Below are 18,527 nucleotides of genomic sequence, written 5' to 3'. Positions count from 1 at the left end.
CAACTAAAGATCGCGGCAATTTATGCAGAAAGCGGCGGGAATAGCGCCAGCACGATAAAACCGGGGCGACAGGCGCCCCGGCGAACGCCGTCACGGCAGGGTTATTGCGTCTGCACCGCGGCGGGATCCATATACATCAATTCCCAGATATGGCCATCCAGATCCTGAAAACCGTGGCCGTACATCACGCCGTAGTCCCGCGGCGGGTGGTAGGTGTTGCCGCCGCCGGCGACCGCCTTGCGCACCAGTTCGTCCACCGCCGCCCGGCTGGGTTGCGACAGGCATACCAGCACTTCGGTGGCCTGTTTGGCGTCGCCGATCGGGTTCGGGGTAAACATCCTGAATTTGTCGTGGGTCAGCAACATCACGTAAATCGTGTCGCTGACCACCATGCACGCGGCGGTGTCATCGGTAAATTGCGGGTTGAAAGTGAAACCCAGGTGGGTAAAGAACGCCATCGAGGCGGGCAGATCGCTGACGGGCAGGTTAACGAAGATTTGCGTAGCCATGGGCTACCTCCGATAAAGAATGACCCCATCGAGTATAGCCCATCCGATTAGCTCAGCAGGGCGTAAGGGCCGCCCTGCTCCAACGCCCGCTGGTAGGCGGGCCGGGCATGAATGCGCTGCAAAAAACCGCGCAGTTTCGGGCAATCATCCAACGCGCCTCGCGCTGCCATCGCCTCCAGCGGGAAGCTCATCTGAATGTCCGCCGCGCTGAAGTCATTGCCGACAAACCAGCTGCCCTTGTTCAGGTGCTGTTCGAGGAATTCGCAGTGCGGCGCGATCTGCTTGTCGAGATATTCGCGCTGCACGCCCTTGCCGATCGCGCCGGCCACCGGCCGCAGCAGCCAGGGGATCGGCGGCTGGCCGAGCCGGCTGAACACCAGTTTCATCACCAACAGCGGCATCAGCGATCCTTCCGCGTAGTGTAGCCAGTAGCGGTATTGCTGGCGCGCGTGGAAGTCGGTCGGCATGAACATCCCTTGCGCGTCATAGGCTTCCTGCAGGTATTCGATGATGGCGCCGGATTCCGCCAGCGTCAGATCGCCGTCGACGATCACCGGCGATTTGCCCAGCGGGTGGATCTTTTTCAGCGCCGCCGGCGCCAGCATAGTCTGCGGATCGCGTTCGTAGCGTTGCACCTGATAGGGCACGCCCAGCTCTTCCAGAAACCACAGAATGCGCTGCGACCGCGAGTGATTGAGATGATGAACAATGATCATAAAGAAGCTCCTGCCCGCTGCCACACCAGTTCGCCCACCTGCACGCCGTTGCCAAGCTGCAAGGGCACCGCGCGCAACGTCAGCCGATCGCCGCTGAAAGCGTAAAAACGCACCTGACGGCTGCCTACCCAGTTGGGGAATGAACAGCCTTCGACCTGATGTACCACCCGCTGCTCGCTTTCCTCCACCTGATAACGGCCGCAGTAGCAAATCATATTGATGAAGGCCGCGCGGATCTCCCGCTCGGCCCCCTGCGCCAAATCGTCAGCGTCGAAACGCGGCCGCACGGCGCTGTACAGCTGCGCCGCCATCGTGCCGTTGGCCTCATAGTGGATGCGCCCCAGCACCTGCTCACCCAGCGGGTGATTCAGCTCGCCGTCCTGGTTCTCAAATGCCGAGGACACCAGCGCCCCGCTGCCGATAAATGCGTTTACCGTCATTACGCTTCTCCGGTTAAGGATCGTCTGTAAAGGGTAGTGGCGATTTTTACCGCACGCCAGCGGATGAAAAAACAATCAGTTTATTTGACAGAGATACTCAAAACTCTCCGATTTTTTATTCCAGCCTGCCGCACTACTATTTAATACATCGAGAGACAACGGGCTCTCATCCAATCAATACGCTGAGGAACACATCATGAAAAACATCAAAATTTTTGCTACCGCTGCGCTGCTGGCTACCGCTTCTTTCGCTACCTTCGCCGCTGACCTGCCTTCCAGCCAACCCGCTGCAGACGCCCAGAAAATCGGCGTAGTCTCCGTTAGCGGCGCCACCAACCTGAGCGCGCTGGAAAGCGAACTGGCCAGCAAAGCCGCCGCGTCGGGCGCCAGCTCATACCGCATCGTCGCCGCCGGCGGCCAGAACAAACTGTACGGCACCGCAGAAATCTTCAACTGATCGTCGAACAGCCAACCGACGGAAGAAAGAAGCCCCGCAAGGGGCTTTTCTCGTTTTAGCGGCAAAGCTCTTTGTGAACAGTGGCCGCCAGACATTTCACCGATACTGGGAATAACGCCTTACCCTCACCCACTTTGGAGAAATAACATGACCACAGCACACCCTCTGCAAGGCAAAGTCGCGTTCGTTCAGGGCGGCTCACGCGGCATCGGCGCCGCCATCGTGAAACGGTTGGCTAACGAAGGCGCCGCCGTCGCCTTTACCTACGCCGCCTCGGCCGATCGCGCCGAAGCAGTGGCAAGCGCCATCACTGCCGCCGGCGGCAAAGCCCTCGCCATCAAGGCCGACAGCGCCGATGCCGCGGCGCTACAGCAGGCGGTGCGCCAGGCGGTCAGCCACTTCGGCAACCTGGATATTCTGGTGAACAACGCCGGGGTATTTACGCTGGGCAGTACCGAGGAGCTGGCGCTGGACGATTTGGATCGCATGCTGGCGGTCAACGTGCGCAGCGTGTTCGTCGCCAGCCAGGAAGCGGCGCGCCACATGAACGACGGCGGCCGCATCATCCACATCGGCAGCACCAACGCCGAGCGCGTGCCGTTCGGCGGCGCGGCGGTGTATGCGATGAGCAAATCGGCGCTGGTCGGCCTGACCAAAGGCATGGCGCGCGATCTCGGCCCGCGCGGCATCACCGTCAATAACGTGCAGCCCGGCCCGGTGGACACCGAAATGAACCCAGACGCCGGCGAGTTCGCCGATCAGCTCAAGCAGCTGATGGCGATCGGCCGCTACGGCAAAGATGAAGAGATCGCCGGCTTCGTCGCCTACCTCGCCGGCCCGCAAGCAGGTTATATCACCGGCGCCAGCCTGAGCATCGACGGCGGCTTCTCGGCGTAACGCCCTCTGAAATACAAAAAGCCCCGTGAAGGGGCTTTTTTGTTGCTGCAAACAGCCGGATATCAGAACGGGATATCGTCGTCGAAATCCATTGGCGGTTCGTTGCTGCTGGCCGCCGGAGCGCTGTTCTGCGCCGGGCGAGACTGCTGCTGGCCGCCGCTGAACTGGTTGCCGCCCTGTGGCTGCTGAGGCTGGCCCCAACCGCCCTGGCCGCCGGCAGATTGACCGGCCGGTGCGCCGCCGCCCTGACGGCCGCCCAGCATCTGCATGGTGCCGCCGACGTTAACCACGATCTCGGTGGTGTAGCGATCCTGGCCGCTCTGATCCTGCCATTTACGGGTCTGCAGGGAGCCTTCGATGTAGACCTGAGAGCCTTTACGCAGGTATTCGCCCGCCACTTCGGCCAGTTTGCCGAACAGCACGACGCGGTGCCACTCGGTCTTCTCTTTCTGTTCGCCGGTCGCCTTGTCACGCCAGCTTTCGGAGGTCGCCAGGGTAATGTTGGCCACTGCGCCGCCGTTCGGCATGTAACGGACTTCTGGATCCTGACCCAGATTCCCGACCAGAATTACTTTGTTTACGCCTCTGCTGGCCATGAGCACTTCTCCCGATGATTGATTTCTACACAGTATAAACGCGTCAGTTTACCACGCTGAGTGCGAAACCACACCCGTGTTGATAAGTGCGAATTGCATTCCAGAATTGTCTTTTCAATCGACCTTGTTGCATTCGCATACTGGATATTCATTCAGGTTTTTTTGTGTCATAATTATGCGTTTCGACCAGGCTGTGCCGGTTTTTTGCGAGATCCATCACAAAATCCCCCGCAAAAATCGCGACAGGCGCGGTGTATCATCAAGACGGGAAGTGTAAATGGACAATATTGAAGTTCGTGGTGCTCGAACCCATAATCTGAAAAACATCAACCTGATCATCCCGCGTGACAAACTGATCGTCGTCACCGGCCTGTCCGGTTCCGGCAAGTCATCGCTGGCTTTCGATACGCTGTATGCCGAAGGGCAGCGCCGCTACGTCGAATCGCTCTCCGCCTATGCGCGCCAGTTCCTGTCGCTGATGGAAAAGCCGGACGTCGACCATATTGAAGGTCTGTCGCCGGCGATCTCCATCGAGCAGAAATCCACCTCGCACAACCCGCGATCCACGGTCGGCACCATCACCGAGATCCACGACTACCTGCGCCTGCTGTTCGCCCGCGTCGGCGAGCCGCGCTGCCCGGATCACCATGTGCCGCTGGCGGCGCAGACCGTCAGCCAGATGGTCGACAACGTGCTGAGCCAGCCGGAAGGCAAACGCCTGATGCTGCTGGCGCCGGTGGTGAAAGACCGCAAGGGCGAGCACACCAAAACGCTGGAAAACCTGGCCGCCCAGGGCTACATCCGCGCGCGCATCGACGGCGAAGTGTGCGATCTGTCCGATCCGCCGAAGCTGGAGCTGCAAAAGAAACACACCATCGAAGTGGTGGTCGACCGTTTCAAGGTGCGCGACGACATGGCGCAGCGCCTGGCCGAATCGTTCGAAACCGCGCTGGAGCTCTCGGGCGGCACCGCGGTGGTGGCAGATATGGACGACGAGAAAGCGGACGAGCTGCTGTTTTCCGCCAACTTCGCCTGCCCGATCTGCGGCTACAGCATGCGCGAACTGGAACCGCGCCTGTTTTCCTTCAACAACCCGGCCGGCGCCTGCCCGACCTGCGACGGCCTGGGCGTGCAGCAGTTCTTCGATCCGGACCGCGTGGTGCAAAACCCCGAGCTGTCGCTGGCCGGCGGCGCGATCCGCGGCTGGGATCGCCGCAACTTCTATTACTTCCAGATGTTGCGCTCGCTGGCGGAGCACTATGAGTTCGACGTCGAAGCCCCATTCAACACCCTGAGCGCCAACGTGCAGAAGGCGGTGCTGAGCGGCTCCGGCAAAGAGTCGATCGAATTCAAATACATCAACGATCGCGGTGACACCACCGTGCGCCGCCATCCGTTCGAAGGCGTGCTGCATAACATGGAGCGCCGCTATAAAGAGACCGAATCCAGCGCGGTGCGCGAAGAGCTGGCGAAGTTCATCAGCAACCGCCCTTGCGCCTCGTGCCACGGCACCCGCCTGCGTGAAGAAGCGCGCAACGTGTTCGTCGAAGACACCACGCTGCCGGAGATCTCCGATCTGAGCATCGGCCATGCGATGACCTTCTTCCAGAACATGAAGCTCAGCGGCCAGCGCGCCAAGATCGCCGAAAAAGTGCTGAAAGAGATCGGCGATCGCCTGAAATTCCTGGTGAACGTCGGCCTGAACTATCTGTCGCTCTCCCGTTCGGCGGAGACGCTCTCCGGCGGCGAAGCGCAGCGTATCCGTTTGGCCAGCCAGATCGGCGCCGGCCTGGTGGGCGTGATGTACGTGCTGGATGAGCCGTCGATCGGCCTGCACCAGCGCGACAACGAGCGCCTGCTGGAAACGCTGATCCACCTGCGCAACCTCGGCAACACGGTGATCGTGGTGGAGCATGACGAAGACGCCATCCGCGCCGCCGATCACGTGATCGACATCGGCCCCGGCGCCGGCGTGCACGGCGGCCAGGTGGTGGCGGAAGGCACCGTCGACGACATCATGGCGCAGCCGGACTCGCTGACCGGCCAGTTCCTCAGCGGCAAGCGCGAGATCGCCATTCCGGCGCAGCGCGTGCAGGCCGATCCGACCAAGGTGCTGAAGCTGAGCGGCGCGCGCGGCAACAACCTGAAGGACGTGACGCTGACGCTGCCGGTCGGTCTGTTTACCTGCATCACCGGCGTGTCCGGCTCCGGCAAATCGACGCTGATTAACGATACGCTGTTCCCGATCGCTCAGCGCCAGCTCAACGGCGCCACCATCGCCGAGCCGGCGCCGTTCCGCGAAGTGACCGGCCTGGAGCATTTCGACAAGGTGATCGACATCGATCAGAGCCCGATCGGCCGCACGCCGCGCTCCAACCCGGCCACCTATACCGGCATCTTCACCCCGGTACGCGAGCTGTTCGCCGGCGTGCCGGAGTCGCGCAGCCGCGGTTATACGCCGGGCCGCTTCAGCTTCAACGTCAAGGGCGGGCGCTGTGAAGCCTGCCAGGGCGACGGGGTGATCAAGGTCGAGATGCACTTCCTGCCGGACATCTACGTGCCGTGCGACCAGTGCAAGGGCAAGCGCTATAACCGCGAAACGCTGGAAGTGAAGTACAAGGGCAAGAGCATCCACGAAGTGCTGGAGATGACCATCGAAGAAGCGCGTGAGTTCTTCGACGCGGTGCCGGCGCTGGCGCGCAAGCTGCAGACCCTGATGGATGTCGGCCTGTCGTACATCCGTCTCGGCCAGTCGGCCACCACGCTCTCCGGCGGTGAGGCGCAGCGCGTCAAGCTGGCGCGCGAGCTGTCGAAACGCGGCACCGGCCAGACGCTGTATATCCTCGACGAACCGACCACCGGTCTGCACTTCGCCGATATCCAGCAGCTGTTGGCGGTGCTGCATCAGCTGCGCGATCAGGGCAACACCATCGCGGTCATCGAGCATAACCTGGACGTGATCAAGACCGCCGACTGGATCGTCGATCTGGGGCCGGAAGGCGGCAGCGGCGGCGGCGAAATCCTGGTCGCCGGCACGCCGGAAACCGTGGCCGAGTGTGAAAAATCGCACACCGCACGCTTCCTGAAACCGCTCTTGAACAAGTAGTATCGCCGGCGTGCGGGCCGTCGCTCAGGCGACCCGCACGCTGACCCGTTTCGCAGCAATCAAACAGAAACGGGCAAGGTTTCGACATTTTCAGGCATTTCCCTCCGCGCTCACCGCTTTTATCATCAATGTTCCCTCGGCGGCCGCCCTGTCTGATTCAGGCCGCGTCTCACCGGCACTCCGCTGCCGGCCAAGCGTTGTCCCCCATACATTGATAACTGGAGCGACCATGAACATTACCCATGCCTATGCCGCGCATGATGCGAAGTCTGCGCTGGTGCCTTTCGATTACCCACCGCGCGCCCTGCGCGACCACGATGTGCAAATTCAGGTGCTGTTCTGCGGCGTGTGCCATTCGGACCTGCATCAGGCTCGCAACGAATGGAGCAATACGATTTACCCGGTGGTGCCGGGCCACGAAATCGTCGGCCGCGTTAGCGCCGTCGGTGGCCATGCCTCGCGTTACCGGGTCGGCGATCTGGTCGGCGTCGGTTGCATGGTAGATTCCTGCCGCAGCTGCCCAAGCTGCGATGAGGGGCTGGAACAGTATTGCGAGAACGGCTTTACCGGCACCTATAACGGTCAGGACCGCCAGACCGGCGCCGTGACCTACGGCGGCTACTCCACCAATCTGGTGGAGGATCAGGACTTCGTGCTGCGAGTGCCGGAAAATCTCGATCCGGCCGGGGTCGCGCCGCTGCTGTGCGCCGGCATCACCACCTATTCGCCGCTGCGCCAGTGGGGCGCGGGACCAGGCAAAAAGGTCGGCATCGTCGGCCTCGGCGGGCTGGGGCACATGGGCGTCAAACTGGCGCGGGCGATGGGCGCGCACGTGGTGCTGTTCACCACCTCGCCGTCGAAAATAGAAGACGCCAAGCGCCTCGGCGCCCATGAAGTGGTGATTTCGCGCAACCCGGATGAGATGGCGCAGCACGTCAACAGCTTCGACTTCATCCTCAACACGGTGGCGGCTCAGCACGATCTGAACCCGTTCCTCAACCTGCTGCGCCGCGACGGTACCCTGACGCTGGTCGGCGCGCCGGAGCACGATCATCCGTCGCCGCAGGTGTTCAATCTGATCATGAAGCGCCGCCGCATCGCCGGTTCGCTGATCGGCGGCATCGCGGAAACGCAAGAGATGCTGGACTTCTGCGGCCAACACGGCATCACGTCCGATATCGAGCTGATCCCGATGCAGCAAATTAATGAGGCCTATGAGCGCATGCTGAAAAGCGACGTGAAGTACCGCTTCGTGGTGGATATCGACTCGCTGCGAGCCTGATGAAAATGGGCGCCCGCGGCGCCCGTTTTTTTATAGGTGCTTGATGACCCTGGCCGGGTTGCCGCCCACCACGCAGTTGGCCGGCACGTCTTTGGTCACCACCGCGCCGGAGGCCACGACCGCATTATCGCCGATGGTCACACCCGGATTGATCACCGCGCGTCCGCCGATCCATACGTTGTCGCCAATCTTGACCGGCTTACCGAACTCCGCGCCGCCGACGCGGGTCTCGGCGTCCAGCGGATGGGTCGCGGTGTAGATATGCACGCCCGGCGCCAGCAGGCAGTTGTCGCCGATATGTACCTCGCACACGTCGAGGATCACGCAGTCGAAATTGGCGTAGAAGTTCTTGCCGAGATAAATGTTATAGCCGTAGTCACAGCGGAAGGTCGGCTCGATGGTGCCGCCCTGATAGCCGCCCAGCAGCTCGTCCAGCCACTGTTTGCGCAGTTCGCCCTCTTCCGGCGAGGAGTGGTTATAGCGATGCGTCAGCTGGCGTGCGCGCCGACGCTCGCTGCGCAGCAGGTCATCGCCGGCGTCGTACAACTCCCCGGCGATCATCTTGCGCTTTTCTTCGCTGATGGCCATGTCGGCCTCCTTATGTTATCCGCGTATCTTGAATGCCCAAGCGTAGCCGCTTTTGTCTGACGACAAAAAGGGAACGTTCCCAATTTAAAATCACGATCACGCTTTGACGCGAAAAAACAGGAGAAAAACGGGCGGCGCCGCCGCCCGGCAATCAGGCGCGCAGTTCCTGGCGCACGTGTTCGGGCAGGCCTTCCACCACCAGCTGATAGGAGCTGTCGATCAGCGTGTAAAACTGCGAGTTCGGCAGGTTGCCGTCGAGAAACACCGTGTTCCAGTGTGCCTTGTTCAGGCCGGCGCAGGCAACGATCTCCGGATGGTGTTCGCGCAGGCTTTCCGCCAGCTCCGGGCTGGACTTGACCGCCAGCGCCGGCCGCCCTTCGACCTCGCACACCATGGCGAACATCACGTCGCCCACCTTGATCTGACTGGCCTGCCACTGGTTCTGGTCGCTTTGCTCCGCGCCCGGCTTCGCCATGCAGTACTCCAGCAATGCGCTGTTATTCATTGGGTTACTCCCCCTGTAATGTGGCCACAATACGGCGTGCTCCGCCGTGGATGCGGTGCTCCCCCAGCCAGATGCCCTGCCATGTGCCCAACATCAGCCGCCCGTGCCTGACGGGCAGCGTCAAGGAAGCGCCCAGCAGCGAGGATTTGATGTGCGCCGGCATGTCGTCCGGCCCTTCGTAGTCATGCTGATAGGGTGCGTTTTCCGGCACCTGACGCAGGAAATGCTGCTCCATATCGGCTCGCACCGTGGGATCGCAGTTCTCGTTGAGCGTCAGCGAGGCCGAGGTATGCTGCAGCAACAGATGCAGCAGGCCGGTTTGCAGGCGGTGTAAGTGGGTTAACTGGTTGACGATCTCGTCGGTAACCAGATGAAAGCCACGCGCTTTTGCGCTGAGGATTAGCGTTTGCTGATGCCACATGAGTGAGCGCCCCTCAATCAGTATATTCTCTCTCCGGTTTGCGGCAACTTCGGCGGCGCGCCGGCAATAAAAAAGGAGCGATATCGCTATCGCTCCCCGATGAACGTCCGTTCAGACTAACAGGCGTTACTGCACCGCAGCAAATGCCTCGGCCACCTGACGCACGTTGTTGTGGTTCAGGCCGGCCACGCACATGCGGCCGCTGTGGATCAGGTAGACGCCGAACTCTTCACGCAAGCGATCGACCTGCGCCGCGCTGAAGCCGGTGTAACTGAACATGCCGCGCTGCGCCAGCAGGTAATCGAAGTTGCGCTGCGGCAGCGCGCTCTTCAGGGTGTCCACCAGCGCGTGACGCATCTCGAGAATGCGGGTACGCATGCTCTCCACCTCGTCCAGCCATTGGGTTTTCAACTGGGCGTCGTTCAGCACCTTGGCCACCAGCTGCGCGCCGAAATTCGGCGGGCTCGAGTAGTTGCGGCGCACGGTGGCCTTCAGCTGACCCAGCACGCGCCCGGCCGCCTCTTCGCTTTCGCACACCACCGACAGGCCGCCGACGCGCTCGCCGTACAGCGAGAAGATCTTCGAGAACGAGTTGCTCACCAGACACGGCAGGCCGGCCGCCGCGATGGCGCGAATGGCGTAGGCGTCCTGCTCCATGCCGCCGCCGAAGCCCTGGTAGGCGATGTCGAGGAACGGAATGATTTCACGCTCGGCGATCACCTTGACCACCTCATCCCACTGGGCAGGGGTCAGGTCGGAACCGGTCGGGTTGTGGCAGCACGGGTGCAGCAGCGCGATGCTGTGCTTCGGCAGCTGTTTCAGCGCGGCGAGCATGGCGTCGAACTTCACGCCCAGGCTTTCGCTGTCGAAATACGGGTAGGTATTCACCTTGAAACCGGCGCCGCTGAAGATGGCGACGTGGTTTTCCCAGGTCGGATCGCTGACCCACACCTGCGAATTCGGGAAGTAGCTTTTCAGGAAGTCGGCGCCCACTTTCAACGCGCCGGAACCGCCGACGGTCTGAATGGTGGCGATGCGCCCCTGCTGCAGCATCGGGTGCTGCGCGCCGAACAGCAGATGCTGGATGGCGGAACGGTAGGGTTGCAGCCCTTCCATCGGCAGGTATACCGAGGCGCCGTGCTCGACGCTGTTCAACTGCGCTTGCGCCGCGGCGACCGCCCGCATCTGCGGAATGATGCCCTGCGCATCGTAATACAGGCCGATACTCAGGTTCACCTTGTGCGCGCGCGGGTCTTGTTTGAATTTTTCCATCAGCGACAGAATGGGATCGCCGGCATAGGCGTCAACGTTCTGGAACACGGGGTTTTTCTCCTGGTTTATTGTGGTTTTGGGCACAGCGTTACGTTCCTAATATAGACGGAAAACCGCATTCGGTTTTAGCTTTCTCGCGCCACCGGCAATAAACCGTTTTCCTTGATGCGATTGAGCACCACCGCCGTTTTGATATGCGCCACGCTTTTGTGCGGCGACAGCGTCTGGCTGATGAATTCGCTCAGCGCCGGCAGGTCCGCCACCGCCACTTTCAGCAGGTAATCGGCGTCGCCGGTGGTCTTGTAAGCATCAAGGATCGCGTCCACGTCCTCCAGCATCTGATGAAAGCTATCGATCTGCTCCTGCGCGTGCGTGATCAGACTGACTTCGATCAGCCCCACCAGCCCCAGGCCGACCGCCTCCGGCGCCAGCCGCGCGTGGTAACCGCGGATCAGCTGTGCCTGCTCCAGACTGATGCGCCGCCGCGAACATTGGGAAGCGGAGAGCCCCACCAGCTCGCTCAGCTCCTGGTTGGTCAGACGGCCGTTGGCCTGTAACAGCGTCAGGATTTTCATATCAAAATCGTCAATGTTGTACATAGCCACCTGTAAACTGTGTTAATAAATGTTGACGTTACAGCCTACCAGTTTTTTTACCGTTGCCGACGTCACACCCTGGCGCTTAAATCGCGTACAGCAGCAACGCCCGGCGTTTTCGCCGGTAAGCGGTATAAAAAACGGCTAACTCATGCAAGCAAACGACAATTAACGGCGAAGTAACGCATAAAACCACGAATGTATAAAAAGGACGCCAGATGAAAAAGCTACTCCCCCTCGCGCTGCTGCTCGCCGCCGGCAGCGCCGGCGCGCAATCCCACCTGGATAAGGTGCTGCAGCAAAAGACCCTGGAGGTCTGCACCACCGGCGACTACAAGCCCTATACCTTCCTCAAGGAAGACGGCAGCTATGAAGGCATCGACATCGACATGGCGGAATCGCTGGCCAAGAGCCTGGGCGCGAAAGTGAAGTGGGTGAAAACCAGCTGGAAAACCCTGACGCCGGACTTCGCCTCCGGCAAGTGCGACATTGCGATGGGCGGTATCTCCGTCACGCTGGAGCGGCAAAAGCAGGTGTTCTTCGCCGACAAGCTGGATACCGACGGCAAGATCCCGCTGGTGCGCTGCACCGACGTGAAGAAATACCGCACTCTCGAGCAGATCAACAAACCGTCGGTGCGCCTGCTCGAGCCGGCGGGCGGCACCAACGAAGCCTTCGTGCACGCCTATCTGCCGAAGGCCAAACTGACGCTGACGCACGACAACATGAGCATTTTCCAGCAGTTGGTGGACCGCAAGGCGGACGTGATGATCACCGACGCTTCCGAGGCGCTGTACCAGCAGAAGCGCTATCCGAAGCTGTGCGCGGTGAATCCGACCAAGCCGATGCAGTACGGCGAGAAGGCTTACATGCTGCCGCGCGACGATCTGAGCTGGAAACTGTATGTGGATCAGTGGCTGCACCTGGCCAAAGCGACCGGGGAGTATCAGAAGATTATCGATAAGTGGTTGGCGGTAAAGAAGTAACCCGCTGAGAAACGGGGCCGACGCGCGTCGGCCCCTGCGGCGTATCAGTCGCCGATATATTCCATCGCCACGCGCTGCGTGAGCTTGGTGATCAGCTCGTAGGCGCTGATGCCGGTGCAGGCGGCGATGCGCTCGACCGGCAGCGCCGGCCCCCACAGCACCGCTTCATCCCCCACCTTATCGACGGCGTCCGGCCCGAGATCGACCGAAATCATGTCCATCGACACCCGGCCGACGATCGGCACTTCGCGGCCGTTGATCAGAATCGGCGTACCGGTCGGCGCGCTGCGCGGGTAGCCGTCGCCGTACCCCATCGCCACCACGCCCAGCCGGGTATCGCGCGGGCTTACCCAGGTGCCGCCGTAGCCGACCGCTTCGCCGGCCTTGTGCTCGCGCACCGCGATCAGGCTGGACTTCAGCGTCATCGCCGGCTGCAGCCCATGCTCGGCGCCGCTGCCGTTATCCAGCGGCGACACGCCGTACAAAATGATGCCGGGACGCACCCACTCGTTGTGGGCATCCGGCCACAGCAGCGTGCCGCCGGACGCGGCGACCGAGCGCTGGCCCGGTTTGCCGCGCGCGAACTGCTCGAAGCAGGCGATTTGTTTCAGGGTGGCGTCGGACTCCGGCTCGTCGGCGCGGCTGAAGTGACTCATGATATTGACCGGCTGCGCCACGTTGCGGCAGGCGCACAGGCGCTGATAAAACGCCTCCGCCTGTTCGGGGCGCACCCCCAGCCGATGCATGCCGGTGTCGAGCTTCATCCACACCGGCACCGAGCGCGCCAGCTCGGCCAGCTCCAGCGCTTCGAGTTGCTCGATGCTGTGCACCGCGGTTTCGATGTTGTTCGCCACCAGCACCGGCAGATCTTCGGCGCTGAAGAAGCCTTCCAGCAGCAGGATCGGTTTGACGATGCCGCCGGAGCGCAGCATCAGCGCTTCGCCGATGCGCGCCACGCCGTAGCAGTCGGCGTCTTGCAGGGTGTGTGCTGTTTCCAGCAGGCCATGTCCATAAGCGTTTGCTTTCACAACGGCAATCAGGCGGCTTTGCGGCGCCTGGCGGCGCACCTGTTGCAGATTATGTCGCAGAGCGCGGCGGTCGATTACAGCGGTTGCCGCTTTCATTTCAGTTCCTTAGCTGATTATTCGTCATCGTATTGTGGCCCCGCGTAGTTGTCGAAACGCGACCACTGGCCGTTAAAGGTAAGGCGCACGGTGCCGATCGGGCCGTTACGCTGCTTACCGATAATAATTTCCGCGATCCCTTTCAGATCGCTGTTCTCGTGATACACCTCATCACGATAGATGAACATAATCAGGTCGGCATCCTGCTCGATAGAGCCGGATTCACGCAGGTCGGAGTTGACCGGGCGCTTATCGGCGCGCTGCTCCAGGCTTCGGTTCAGCTGCGACAGCGCCACTACCGGCACCTGCAGCTCCTTCGCCAGCGCCTTCAGCGAGCGCGAAATCTCGGCGATCTCCAGCGTACGGTTGTCGGACAGGGCCGGCACGCGCATCAGCTGCAGGTAGTCGATCATGATGAGGCTAAGCCCGTCGTGCTCGCGGAAAATGCGCCGCGCGCGCGAGCGCACTTCGGTCGGCGTCAGGCCGGAGGAGTCGTCGATGTACATGTTGCGCTTCTCCAGCAGGATACCCATGGTGCTGGAAATGCGCGCCCAGTCCTCGTCGTCGAGCTGGCCGGTACGGATGCGCGTCTGATCCACGCGCGACAGCGACGCCAGCATACGCATCATGATCTGTTCGCCGGGCATCTCCAGGCTGAAGATCAGCACCGGTTTTTCCTGGGTCATCGCGGCGTTTTCGCACAGGTTCATGGCGAAGGTGGTTTTCCCCATCGATGGACGGGCGGCGACGATGATCAGATCGGACTTTTGCATGCCCGCGGTTTTCTTGTTGAGGTCCTGATAGCCGGTATCGACCCCGGTCACGCCGTCGTGCGGCTGCTGATACAGCTGCTCGATACGCGATACGGTGTCTTCCAGGATGCGCTCGATGCCCTTCGGGCCTTCGTCTTTGCTGGCACGGTTCTCGGCGATTTGGAACACGCGGGATTCCGCCAGATCGAGCAGGTCTTCGCTGCTGCGCCCTTGCGGATCGTAGCCGGCGTCGGCGATCTCGTTAGCCACCGAGATCATCTCGCGCACCACCGCGCGCTCGCGCACGATGTCGGCATAGGCGCCGATGTTGGCGGCGCTCGGGGTGTTTTTCGACAGCTCGGCCAGGTAGGCGAAGCCGCCGACCGAGTCCAGCTCACCTTTCTGCTCGAGCGATTCGGACAGGGTGATGAGGTCGATAGGCTTGCTCATCTCCAGCAAACGCTGCATCTCGGTAAAGATCAGGCGGTGCGGGCGGCTGAAGAAGTCGTTGGCGACCACGCGCTCCGCCACGTTGTCCCAGCGCTCGTTATCCAGCATCAAACCGCCCAACACCGACTGCTCGGCCTCCAGCGAGTGCGGCGGCATCTTCAGCCCTTCCATCTGACGATCTCTGGAACGCTCTCTGGTTTCGTCCGCGTTTGTTTTGTTGGTTGGTTTTTTTCCTGCCATGAAACGTAGTCTTTATCCGGTTGCGAATGAAGGATCTTGACGCGAGAGTATACGTGATTTTTGCGTCATAACCGATGCAAAAAAGGTATTGAATCCCGCACGGGTGAACTGGATCTCCCATACTAAAAAGAATAGGGTGAAATCAGACACTCAAACGAGGTAACGATATGGCCAAGCGCATTCAGTTTTCCGCCACCGGCGGGCCGGAAGTCTTGCAATACGTTGATTTTACACCGCTCGATCCCGCCGCCGGCGAAGTGCAGATCGAGAACAAGGCGATCGGCATCAACTACATCGACACCTATGTGCGCAGCGGGCTGTACGCCCCGGCGAGCCTGCCGAGCGGCCTCGGCACCGAGGCGGCCGGCGTGGTGGTCAAGGTCGGCGCCGGGGTCAGCGCGATCAAACCGGGCGACCGGGTGGTGTATGCGCAGTCGTCACTCGGCGCCTACAGCGAAGTCCACAACGTGCCGGAAGAAAAAGTGGCGCTGCTGCCGCACAACCTCAGCTTTGAGCAGGGCGCCGCTTCTTTCCTCAAAGGGCTGACGGTGCACTACCTGCTGCGCCAGACCCACGACGTGCAGCCGGGTGAGGTGTTCCTGTTCCATGCCGCCGCCGGCGGAGTTGGGCTGATCGCCTGCCAATGGGCCAAAGCGCTGGGCGCGCGCCTGATCGGTAGCGTCGGCTCCGACGAAAAGGCCGCGCTGGCGAAACAGGCCGGCGCCTGGGCCACCATCAACTACCACAAAGAGGATATCGCCCAGCGGGTGGCCGAGCTGACGCACGGCGAGAAGGTCGGCGTAGTGTACGATTCGGTGGGGCAAAGCACCTGGCAGGCCTCGCTCAACAGCCTGAAACGGCGCGGCCTGATGGTCAGCTTCGGCAACGCCTCCGGCCCGGTGACTGGCGTCGATCTGGCGCTGCTGAATCAGAAGGGCTCACTGTACGTCACTCGCCCTTCCCTTAACGGCTACATCACCAACCGCGCCGAACTGCAGTACGCCAGCAACGAGCTGTTCTCGCTGATCGGCAGCGGCGCCATTCGGGTGGAGGTGAAAGACGAGCAGAAATTTGCGCTGGCCGACGCCCAGCGGGCGCACCAGGTGCTGGAAAGTCGCAGCACCAGCGGCTCCAGCCTGCTGATCCCCTGATAGCGGCAAAAGAAAAGGGCTCCTTACGGAGCCCTTTCTGTTACTGCGTTTTGTAGGGGTAGAGCAGAGTCCGCCAGAGACAGGGGGTTGCTTCAGCAACACGAATTTTGGTTGTCTCTCACGGTGATGAAATTGGTCGCATCACTGCATCGACAAACATCCTAACAGCCCCGTCCGGCAAAAAACACGCTTTATGTGCCACATCGGGCGGTAAAACTGCCAAGCTGTGATCGCTGCCGCATTAGCGGGGCGGCAAGTTGTGCAAGTTTCATCGCGACTGACTGATTATTCAGCGAAAAATCAGTAACGCCTGGCCTGTGGTTTCTGCATCGAACGGTAAATCCATACCCCGACGACCGCCAAAATCAGCCACGGCAGCAGCTTGATGACCACCGCGAACAACCCGCCCAACAGCATGAACGCCGCCGCCACCAACAGCGCAGCGAAGATCCCCAGCAGCGAGATGCCGGTCACCATCAGCATCACCACAAAGCCAATGAGAAAGAAGATTTCCAACATGATTGCTCCTTTGCAACTCAACGTATCTGCAGAGGGAATTACAAGAAGCGTGCCAGAACGACGAAAGGGCTAACCTATTGAAAAAACAGGGTAGGCATCCGGCAACGCGCCGAATGCCTGGCAAAAAAGACTAACTGTTGGTCAAAATTTTTGTGGGTTACGCCATTTCCACACGCGGCTGACGCACCAGCGCCAGCGCCTGCTCCACCACTCGCGCATCGGCACCCGGCTTGTGGGCGTTCTCGCTCAGGTGGCGACGCCACTGGCGCGCGCCCGGCACGCCCTGGAACAAACCGAGGATGTGGCGGGTGATGTGGCCGAGATAGGTGCCGTTGGACAGCTCGCGCTCGATATACGGATACAGCGCTTCGACGATCGCCACACTGTCCGGCACTGCGGTCTGCGCGCCGAACAGTTCGCTGTCGACCCGCGCCAGGATGCCCGGATTCTGGTACGCCTCGCGCCCCATCATCACGCCGTCCAGATGCTGCAGATGCTGCTGCGCCTCTTCCAGCGTTTTCACCCCGCCGTTGATGGCGATGGTCAGCGCCGGGAAATCCCGCTTCAGCTGATAAACGCGCGGGTAGTCCAGCGGCGGCACTTCGCGGTTCTCTTTCGGGCTGAGGCCGGAGAGCCAGGCCTTGCGCGCGTGGATGGTGAACATGTCGCACTCGCCGCGCCCGGCGACGGTTTGGATAAAGTCGCACAGGAAGGCGTAGCTGTCCTGATCGTCGATGCCGATGCGGGTCTTCACCGTCACCGGGATCGACACCACATCGCGCATCGCCTTGATGCAGTCGGCGACCAGCGTCGCCTGCCCCATCAGACAGGCGCCGAACATGCCGTTTTGCACGCGATCGGACGGGCAGCCGACGTTGAGGTTAATCTCGTCGTAACCGCGCTGCTCCGCCAGTTTGGCGCAGTGCGCCAACGCGGCCGGATCGCTGCCGCCCAGCTGCAGCGCCACCGGATGCTCTTCTTCGCTGTAGGCCAGGTAGTCGCCCTTGCCGTGAATGATCGCGCCGGTGGTCACCATTTCGGTGTACAGCAGCGTTTCCTTGGTCAGCAGGCGGTGGAAGTAACGGCAATGACGATCGGTCCAGTCGAGCATCGGCGCGATGGAGAAACGATTGGCGGCGTAGGTTGGGGCTTGGTTGTCTTTCGTCATGCTGAGTTACTGGCTACCTGAGTCTGTCTTCAACGAACGGCGCACGGCCGCAAACGGCTATTATAACGACAATCGGCGCCGTTGGGAAAACCGCCTTCGCTTCCCCCCTATTCCAACGTGCGGATAACCCGGCACGGCTGCCCCAGCGCCAGCACATTGGCCGGGATGTCGCCGGTCACGATGCTGCCCGCGCCGATAGTCGTGCCGTCGCCGATGGTCACGCCCGGCAAGATCACCACGTTACCGCCGATCCATACGTTGCTGCCGATGGACACCGGCTGCGCCGAGGTGCGGAAAGGAAAGGCCGGGTCGCCGGTAAAGCGTTCGCCGGCCTTCAGCGGGTGGCTCGGCGTGTAGATTTGCACGTTGGGGCCGATCAGCGTGTTATCGCCGATGGTGATGGTATTGCAGTCGAGGAACACCGCATTGACGTTGATAAAACAGTTTTTACCGATGCAGACATGCTGCCCGTAGTCGCACCAGAACGGCGTTTCGATCCAGCTCGCCTCACCCCAGGCACCGAACAGTTCGCCGAGCAGGCGGTTTTTCTCGTCCGCCTGATGCGAATCCAGCGCCCCCAGGCTTTTGGTCAACGCCCTGGCCCGATGGTACATCGCAATCAGTTCTTCATCGCGGCTGTTGTACTCCAGGCCGCTTAACAGCTTCTCTCTTTCCGTCATCACACAAGGCTCCTGTTCGTCACGCGGGTGAAGCGCGTTATACCGCTCTCGCCAGCGGCTCTCCAGCGCTAA

20 protein-coding genes are annotated in these 18,527 nt (G+C 61.3%); 6 read left to right on the top strand and 14 right to left on the bottom strand.

The window, feature by feature from the left end; translation table 11 throughout:
- Nucleotides 1-101 precede the first annotated feature (101 nt).
- Genes GF111_RS15310 through GF111_RS15300 form a run of 3 tightly spaced genes read right to left on the bottom strand, consistent with a single transcriptional unit; the run spans nucleotide 102 to nucleotide 1,665 of the window.
- A complete protein-coding gene (locus tag GF111_RS15310) occupies nucleotides 102-509 on the bottom strand; it encodes a VOC family protein (RefSeq protein WP_038874298.1) in 408 nt (135 codons plus the stop codon).
- A 47-nt stretch (nucleotides 510-556) separates the two neighbouring features.
- On the bottom strand, nucleotides 557-1,225 hold the full coding sequence (locus GF111_RS15305) for a glutathione S-transferase family protein (RefSeq protein ID WP_060442590.1): 669 nt from the start codon (nucleotides 1,223-1,225) through the stop codon (nucleotides 557-559).
- Nucleotides 1,222-1,665: a lipocalin-like domain-containing protein gene (locus GF111_RS15300; RefSeq protein ID WP_102779781.1), complete on the bottom strand. Its 444-nt coding sequence runs from the start codon at nucleotides 1,663-1,665 to the stop codon at nucleotides 1,222-1,224. The genes GF111_RS15305 and GF111_RS15300 overlap by 4 nt, the downstream gene beginning before the upstream one ends.
- Nucleotides 1,666-1,861: 196 nt before the next feature.
- Here GF111_RS15300 and GF111_RS15295 point away from each other — a divergent pair, with 196 nt between their 5' ends.
- On the top strand, nucleotides 1,862-2,122 hold the full coding sequence (locus GF111_RS15295) for a YdgH/BhsA/McbA-like domain containing protein (protein ID WP_038874302.1): 261 nt from the start codon (nucleotides 1,862-1,864) through the stop codon (nucleotides 2,120-2,122).
- A gap of 147 nt (nucleotides 2,123-2,269) precedes the next feature.
- Nucleotides 2,270-3,019 carry a 3-oxoacyl-ACP reductase family protein gene (locus GF111_RS15290; RefSeq protein ID WP_047729743.1) on the top strand — a complete coding sequence of 250 codons (750 nt, stop codon included), beginning with the start codon at nucleotides 2,270-2,272 and terminating at the stop codon, nucleotides 3,017-3,019.
- Between the two features lie 62 nt (nucleotides 3,020-3,081).
- On the opposite strand, the gene ssb1 is transcribed toward GF111_RS15290, so the two are convergent.
- Complete coding sequence (gene ssb1 / locus GF111_RS15285; RefSeq protein WP_033654707.1) at nucleotides 3,082-3,615, bottom strand: single-stranded DNA-binding protein SSB1; 534 nt, start codon at nucleotides 3,613-3,615, stop codon at nucleotides 3,082-3,084.
- 277 nt (nucleotides 3,616-3,892) lie between these two features.
- On the opposite strand from ssb1, the gene uvrA reads away from it, so the two are divergent.
- Both uvrA and GF111_RS15275 read left to right on the top strand, forming a co-directional pair.
- Nucleotides 3,893-6,721: an excinuclease ABC subunit UvrA gene (uvrA, locus tag GF111_RS15280; protein ID WP_162419971.1), complete on the top strand. Its 2,829-nt coding sequence runs from the start codon at nucleotides 3,893-3,895 to the stop codon at nucleotides 6,719-6,721.
- A 229-nt stretch (nucleotides 6,722-6,950) separates the two neighbouring features.
- On the top strand, nucleotides 6,951-8,003 hold the full coding sequence (locus tag GF111_RS15275; RefSeq protein ID WP_060434547.1) for an NAD(P)-dependent alcohol dehydrogenase: 1,053 nt from the start codon (nucleotides 6,951-6,953) through the stop codon (nucleotides 8,001-8,003).
- A gap of 30 nt (nucleotides 8,004-8,033) precedes the next feature.
- Here the strand turns inward: GF111_RS15275 and maa are convergent, their stop codons facing one another.
- The 5 genes from maa to GF111_RS15250 form a co-directional block, all read right to left on the bottom strand.
- The gene (gene maa, locus GF111_RS15270; protein WP_038874310.1) at nucleotides 8,034-8,591 is read right to left on the bottom strand and encodes a maltose O-acetyltransferase; all 558 of its coding nucleotides are present in this window, start codon (nucleotides 8,589-8,591) and stop codon (nucleotides 8,034-8,036) included.
- A gap of 151 nt (nucleotides 8,592-8,742) precedes the next feature.
- Nucleotides 8,743-9,096, bottom strand: a complete 354-nt coding sequence (locus GF111_RS15265; RefSeq protein WP_038874311.1) for an MmcQ/YjbR family DNA-binding protein — start codon at nucleotides 9,094-9,096, stop codon at nucleotides 8,743-8,745.
- A 4-nt stretch (nucleotides 9,097-9,100) separates the two neighbouring features.
- The gene (locus GF111_RS15260) at nucleotides 9,101-9,517 is read right to left on the bottom strand and encodes a secondary thiamine-phosphate synthase enzyme YjbQ (protein WP_004936779.1); all 417 of its coding nucleotides are present in this window, start codon (nucleotides 9,515-9,517) and stop codon (nucleotides 9,101-9,103) included.
- A 126-nt stretch (nucleotides 9,518-9,643) separates the two neighbouring features.
- A complete protein-coding gene (locus GF111_RS15255) occupies nucleotides 9,644-10,837 on the bottom strand; it encodes an amino acid aminotransferase (protein ID WP_048234820.1) in 1,194 nt (397 codons plus the stop codon).
- A gap of 77 nt (nucleotides 10,838-10,914) precedes the next feature.
- The gene (locus GF111_RS15250) at nucleotides 10,915-11,388 is read right to left on the bottom strand and encodes an Lrp/AsnC family transcriptional regulator (RefSeq protein ID WP_038874314.1); all 474 of its coding nucleotides are present in this window, start codon (nucleotides 11,386-11,388) and stop codon (nucleotides 10,915-10,917) included.
- A gap of 215 nt (nucleotides 11,389-11,603) precedes the next feature.
- Between GF111_RS15250 and GF111_RS15245 the strand changes: the two genes are divergently transcribed.
- Entirely contained in the window at nucleotides 11,604-12,371 is a 768-nt protein-coding gene (locus GF111_RS15245) for a transporter substrate-binding domain-containing protein (RefSeq protein WP_038874315.1), read from the top strand.
- A gap of 44 nt (nucleotides 12,372-12,415) precedes the next feature.
- Here GF111_RS15245 and alr read toward each other — a convergent pair whose 3' ends face one another.
- Together alr and dnaB are read right to left on the bottom strand one after the other, a co-directional pair.
- Nucleotides 12,416-13,495, bottom strand: coding sequence for an alanine racemase (gene alr, locus GF111_RS15240; RefSeq protein WP_061872383.1), 1,080 nt, complete (start codon nucleotides 13,493-13,495; stop codon nucleotides 12,416-12,418).
- A gap of 17 nt (nucleotides 13,496-13,512) precedes the next feature.
- Nucleotides 13,513-14,937: a replicative DNA helicase gene (gene dnaB / locus GF111_RS15235; RefSeq protein ID WP_025160134.1), complete on the bottom strand. Its 1,425-nt coding sequence runs from the start codon at nucleotides 14,935-14,937 to the stop codon at nucleotides 13,513-13,515.
- A 167-nt stretch (nucleotides 14,938-15,104) separates the two neighbouring features.
- Between dnaB and GF111_RS15230 the strand changes: the two genes are divergently transcribed.
- On the top strand, nucleotides 15,105-16,088 hold the full coding sequence (locus GF111_RS15230) for a quinone oxidoreductase (protein WP_038874319.1): 984 nt from the start codon (nucleotides 15,105-15,107) through the stop codon (nucleotides 16,086-16,088).
- 300 nt (nucleotides 16,089-16,388) lie between these two features.
- Here GF111_RS15230 and pspG read toward each other — a convergent pair whose 3' ends face one another.
- The 3 genes from pspG to GF111_RS15215 all read right to left on the bottom strand — a co-directional run bounded on the left by pspG (nucleotide 16,389) and on the right by GF111_RS15215 (nucleotide 18,455).
- Nucleotides 16,389-16,607, bottom strand: a complete 219-nt coding sequence (gene pspG, locus GF111_RS15225; RefSeq protein WP_025304448.1) for an envelope stress response protein PspG — start codon at nucleotides 16,605-16,607, stop codon at nucleotides 16,389-16,391.
- A gap of 157 nt (nucleotides 16,608-16,764) precedes the next feature.
- Nucleotides 16,765-17,775: a tRNA dihydrouridine(20/20a) synthase DusA gene (gene dusA, locus GF111_RS15220; RefSeq protein ID WP_038874320.1), complete on the bottom strand. Its 1,011-nt coding sequence runs from the start codon at nucleotides 17,773-17,775 to the stop codon at nucleotides 16,765-16,767.
- Between the two features lie 107 nt (nucleotides 17,776-17,882).
- Nucleotides 17,883-18,455 (bottom strand): sugar O-acetyltransferase, encoded by a 573-nt coding sequence (locus tag GF111_RS15215; RefSeq protein ID WP_038874322.1) that lies wholly within the window; start codon nucleotides 18,453-18,455, stop codon nucleotides 17,883-17,885.
- Between the last annotated feature and the right edge of the window lie 72 nt (nucleotides 18,456-18,527).

Origin of the sequence: Serratia sp. HRI (assembly GCF_010119335.3) — a bacterium.
GTDB classification, from domain to species: Bacteria; Pseudomonadota; Gammaproteobacteria; order Enterobacterales; family Enterobacteriaceae; genus Serratia; species Serratia nevei.
The sequence above is the reverse complement of the archived record's forward strand: the minus strand, read 5'-3'. Positions and strand labels throughout refer to the sequence as shown.

Excerpts from the sequence above, each read along its gene's own strand:
- GF111_RS15290 (WP_047729743.1), top strand. The coding sequence starts at position 2,270 with ATGACCACAGCACACCCTCTGCAAGGCAAAGTCGCGTTCGTTCAGGGC.
- GF111_RS15260 (WP_004936779.1), bottom strand. The coding sequence starts at position 9,517 with ATGTGGCATCAGCAAACGCTAATCCTCAGCGCAAAAGCGCGTGGCTTT.
- dnaB (WP_025160134.1), bottom strand. The coding sequence starts at position 14,937 with ATGGCAGGAAAAAAACCAACCAACAAAACAAACGCGGACGAAACCAGA.
- GF111_RS15265 (WP_038874311.1), bottom strand. The coding sequence starts at position 9,096 with ATGAATAACAGCGCATTGCTGGAGTACTGCATGGCGAAGCCGGGCGCG.
- pspG (WP_025304448.1), bottom strand. The coding sequence starts at position 16,607 with ATGTTGGAAATCTTCTTTCTCATTGGCTTTGTGGTGATGCTGATGGTG.
- GF111_RS15230 (WP_038874319.1), top strand. The coding sequence starts at position 15,105 with ATGGCCAAGCGCATTCAGTTTTCCGCCACCGGCGGGCCGGAAGTCTTG.
- GF111_RS15300 (WP_102779781.1), bottom strand. The coding sequence starts at position 1,665 with ATGACGGTAAACGCATTTATCGGCAGCGGGGCGCTGGTGTCCTCGGCA.
- GF111_RS15245 (WP_038874315.1), top strand. The coding sequence starts at position 11,604 with ATGAAAAAGCTACTCCCCCTCGCGCTGCTGCTCGCCGCCGGCAGCGCC.
- uvrA (WP_162419971.1), top strand. The coding sequence starts at position 3,893 with ATGGACAATATTGAAGTTCGTGGTGCTCGAACCCATAATCTGAAAAAC.
- maa (WP_038874310.1), bottom strand. The coding sequence starts at position 8,591 with ATGGCCATCAGCGAAGAAAAGCGCAAGATGATCGCCGGGGAGTTGTAC.
- GF111_RS15250 (WP_038874314.1), bottom strand. The coding sequence starts at position 11,388 with ATGTACAACATTGACGATTTTGATATGAAAATCCTGACGCTGTTACAG.
- GF111_RS15215 (WP_038874322.1), bottom strand. The coding sequence starts at position 18,455 with ATGACGGAAAGAGAGAAGCTGTTAAGCGGCCTGGAGTACAACAGCCGC.
- alr (WP_061872383.1), bottom strand. The coding sequence starts at position 13,495 with ATGAAAGCGGCAACCGCTGTAATCGACCGCCGCGCTCTGCGACATAAT.
- dusA (WP_038874320.1), bottom strand. The coding sequence starts at position 17,775 with ATGACGAAAGACAACCAAGCCCCAACCTACGCCGCCAATCGTTTCTCC.
- GF111_RS15295 (WP_038874302.1), top strand. The coding sequence starts at position 1,862 with ATGAAAAACATCAAAATTTTTGCTACCGCTGCGCTGCTGGCTACCGCT.
- GF111_RS15310 (WP_038874298.1), bottom strand. The coding sequence starts at position 509 with ATGGCTACGCAAATCTTCGTTAACCTGCCCGTCAGCGATCTGCCCGCC.
- GF111_RS15275 (WP_060434547.1), top strand. The coding sequence starts at position 6,951 with ATGAACATTACCCATGCCTATGCCGCGCATGATGCGAAGTCTGCGCTG.
- GF111_RS15305 (WP_060442590.1), bottom strand. The coding sequence starts at position 1,225 with ATGATCATTGTTCATCATCTCAATCACTCGCGGTCGCAGCGCATTCTG.
- ssb1 (WP_033654707.1), bottom strand. The coding sequence starts at position 3,615 with ATGGCCAGCAGAGGCGTAAACAAAGTAATTCTGGTCGGGAATCTGGGT.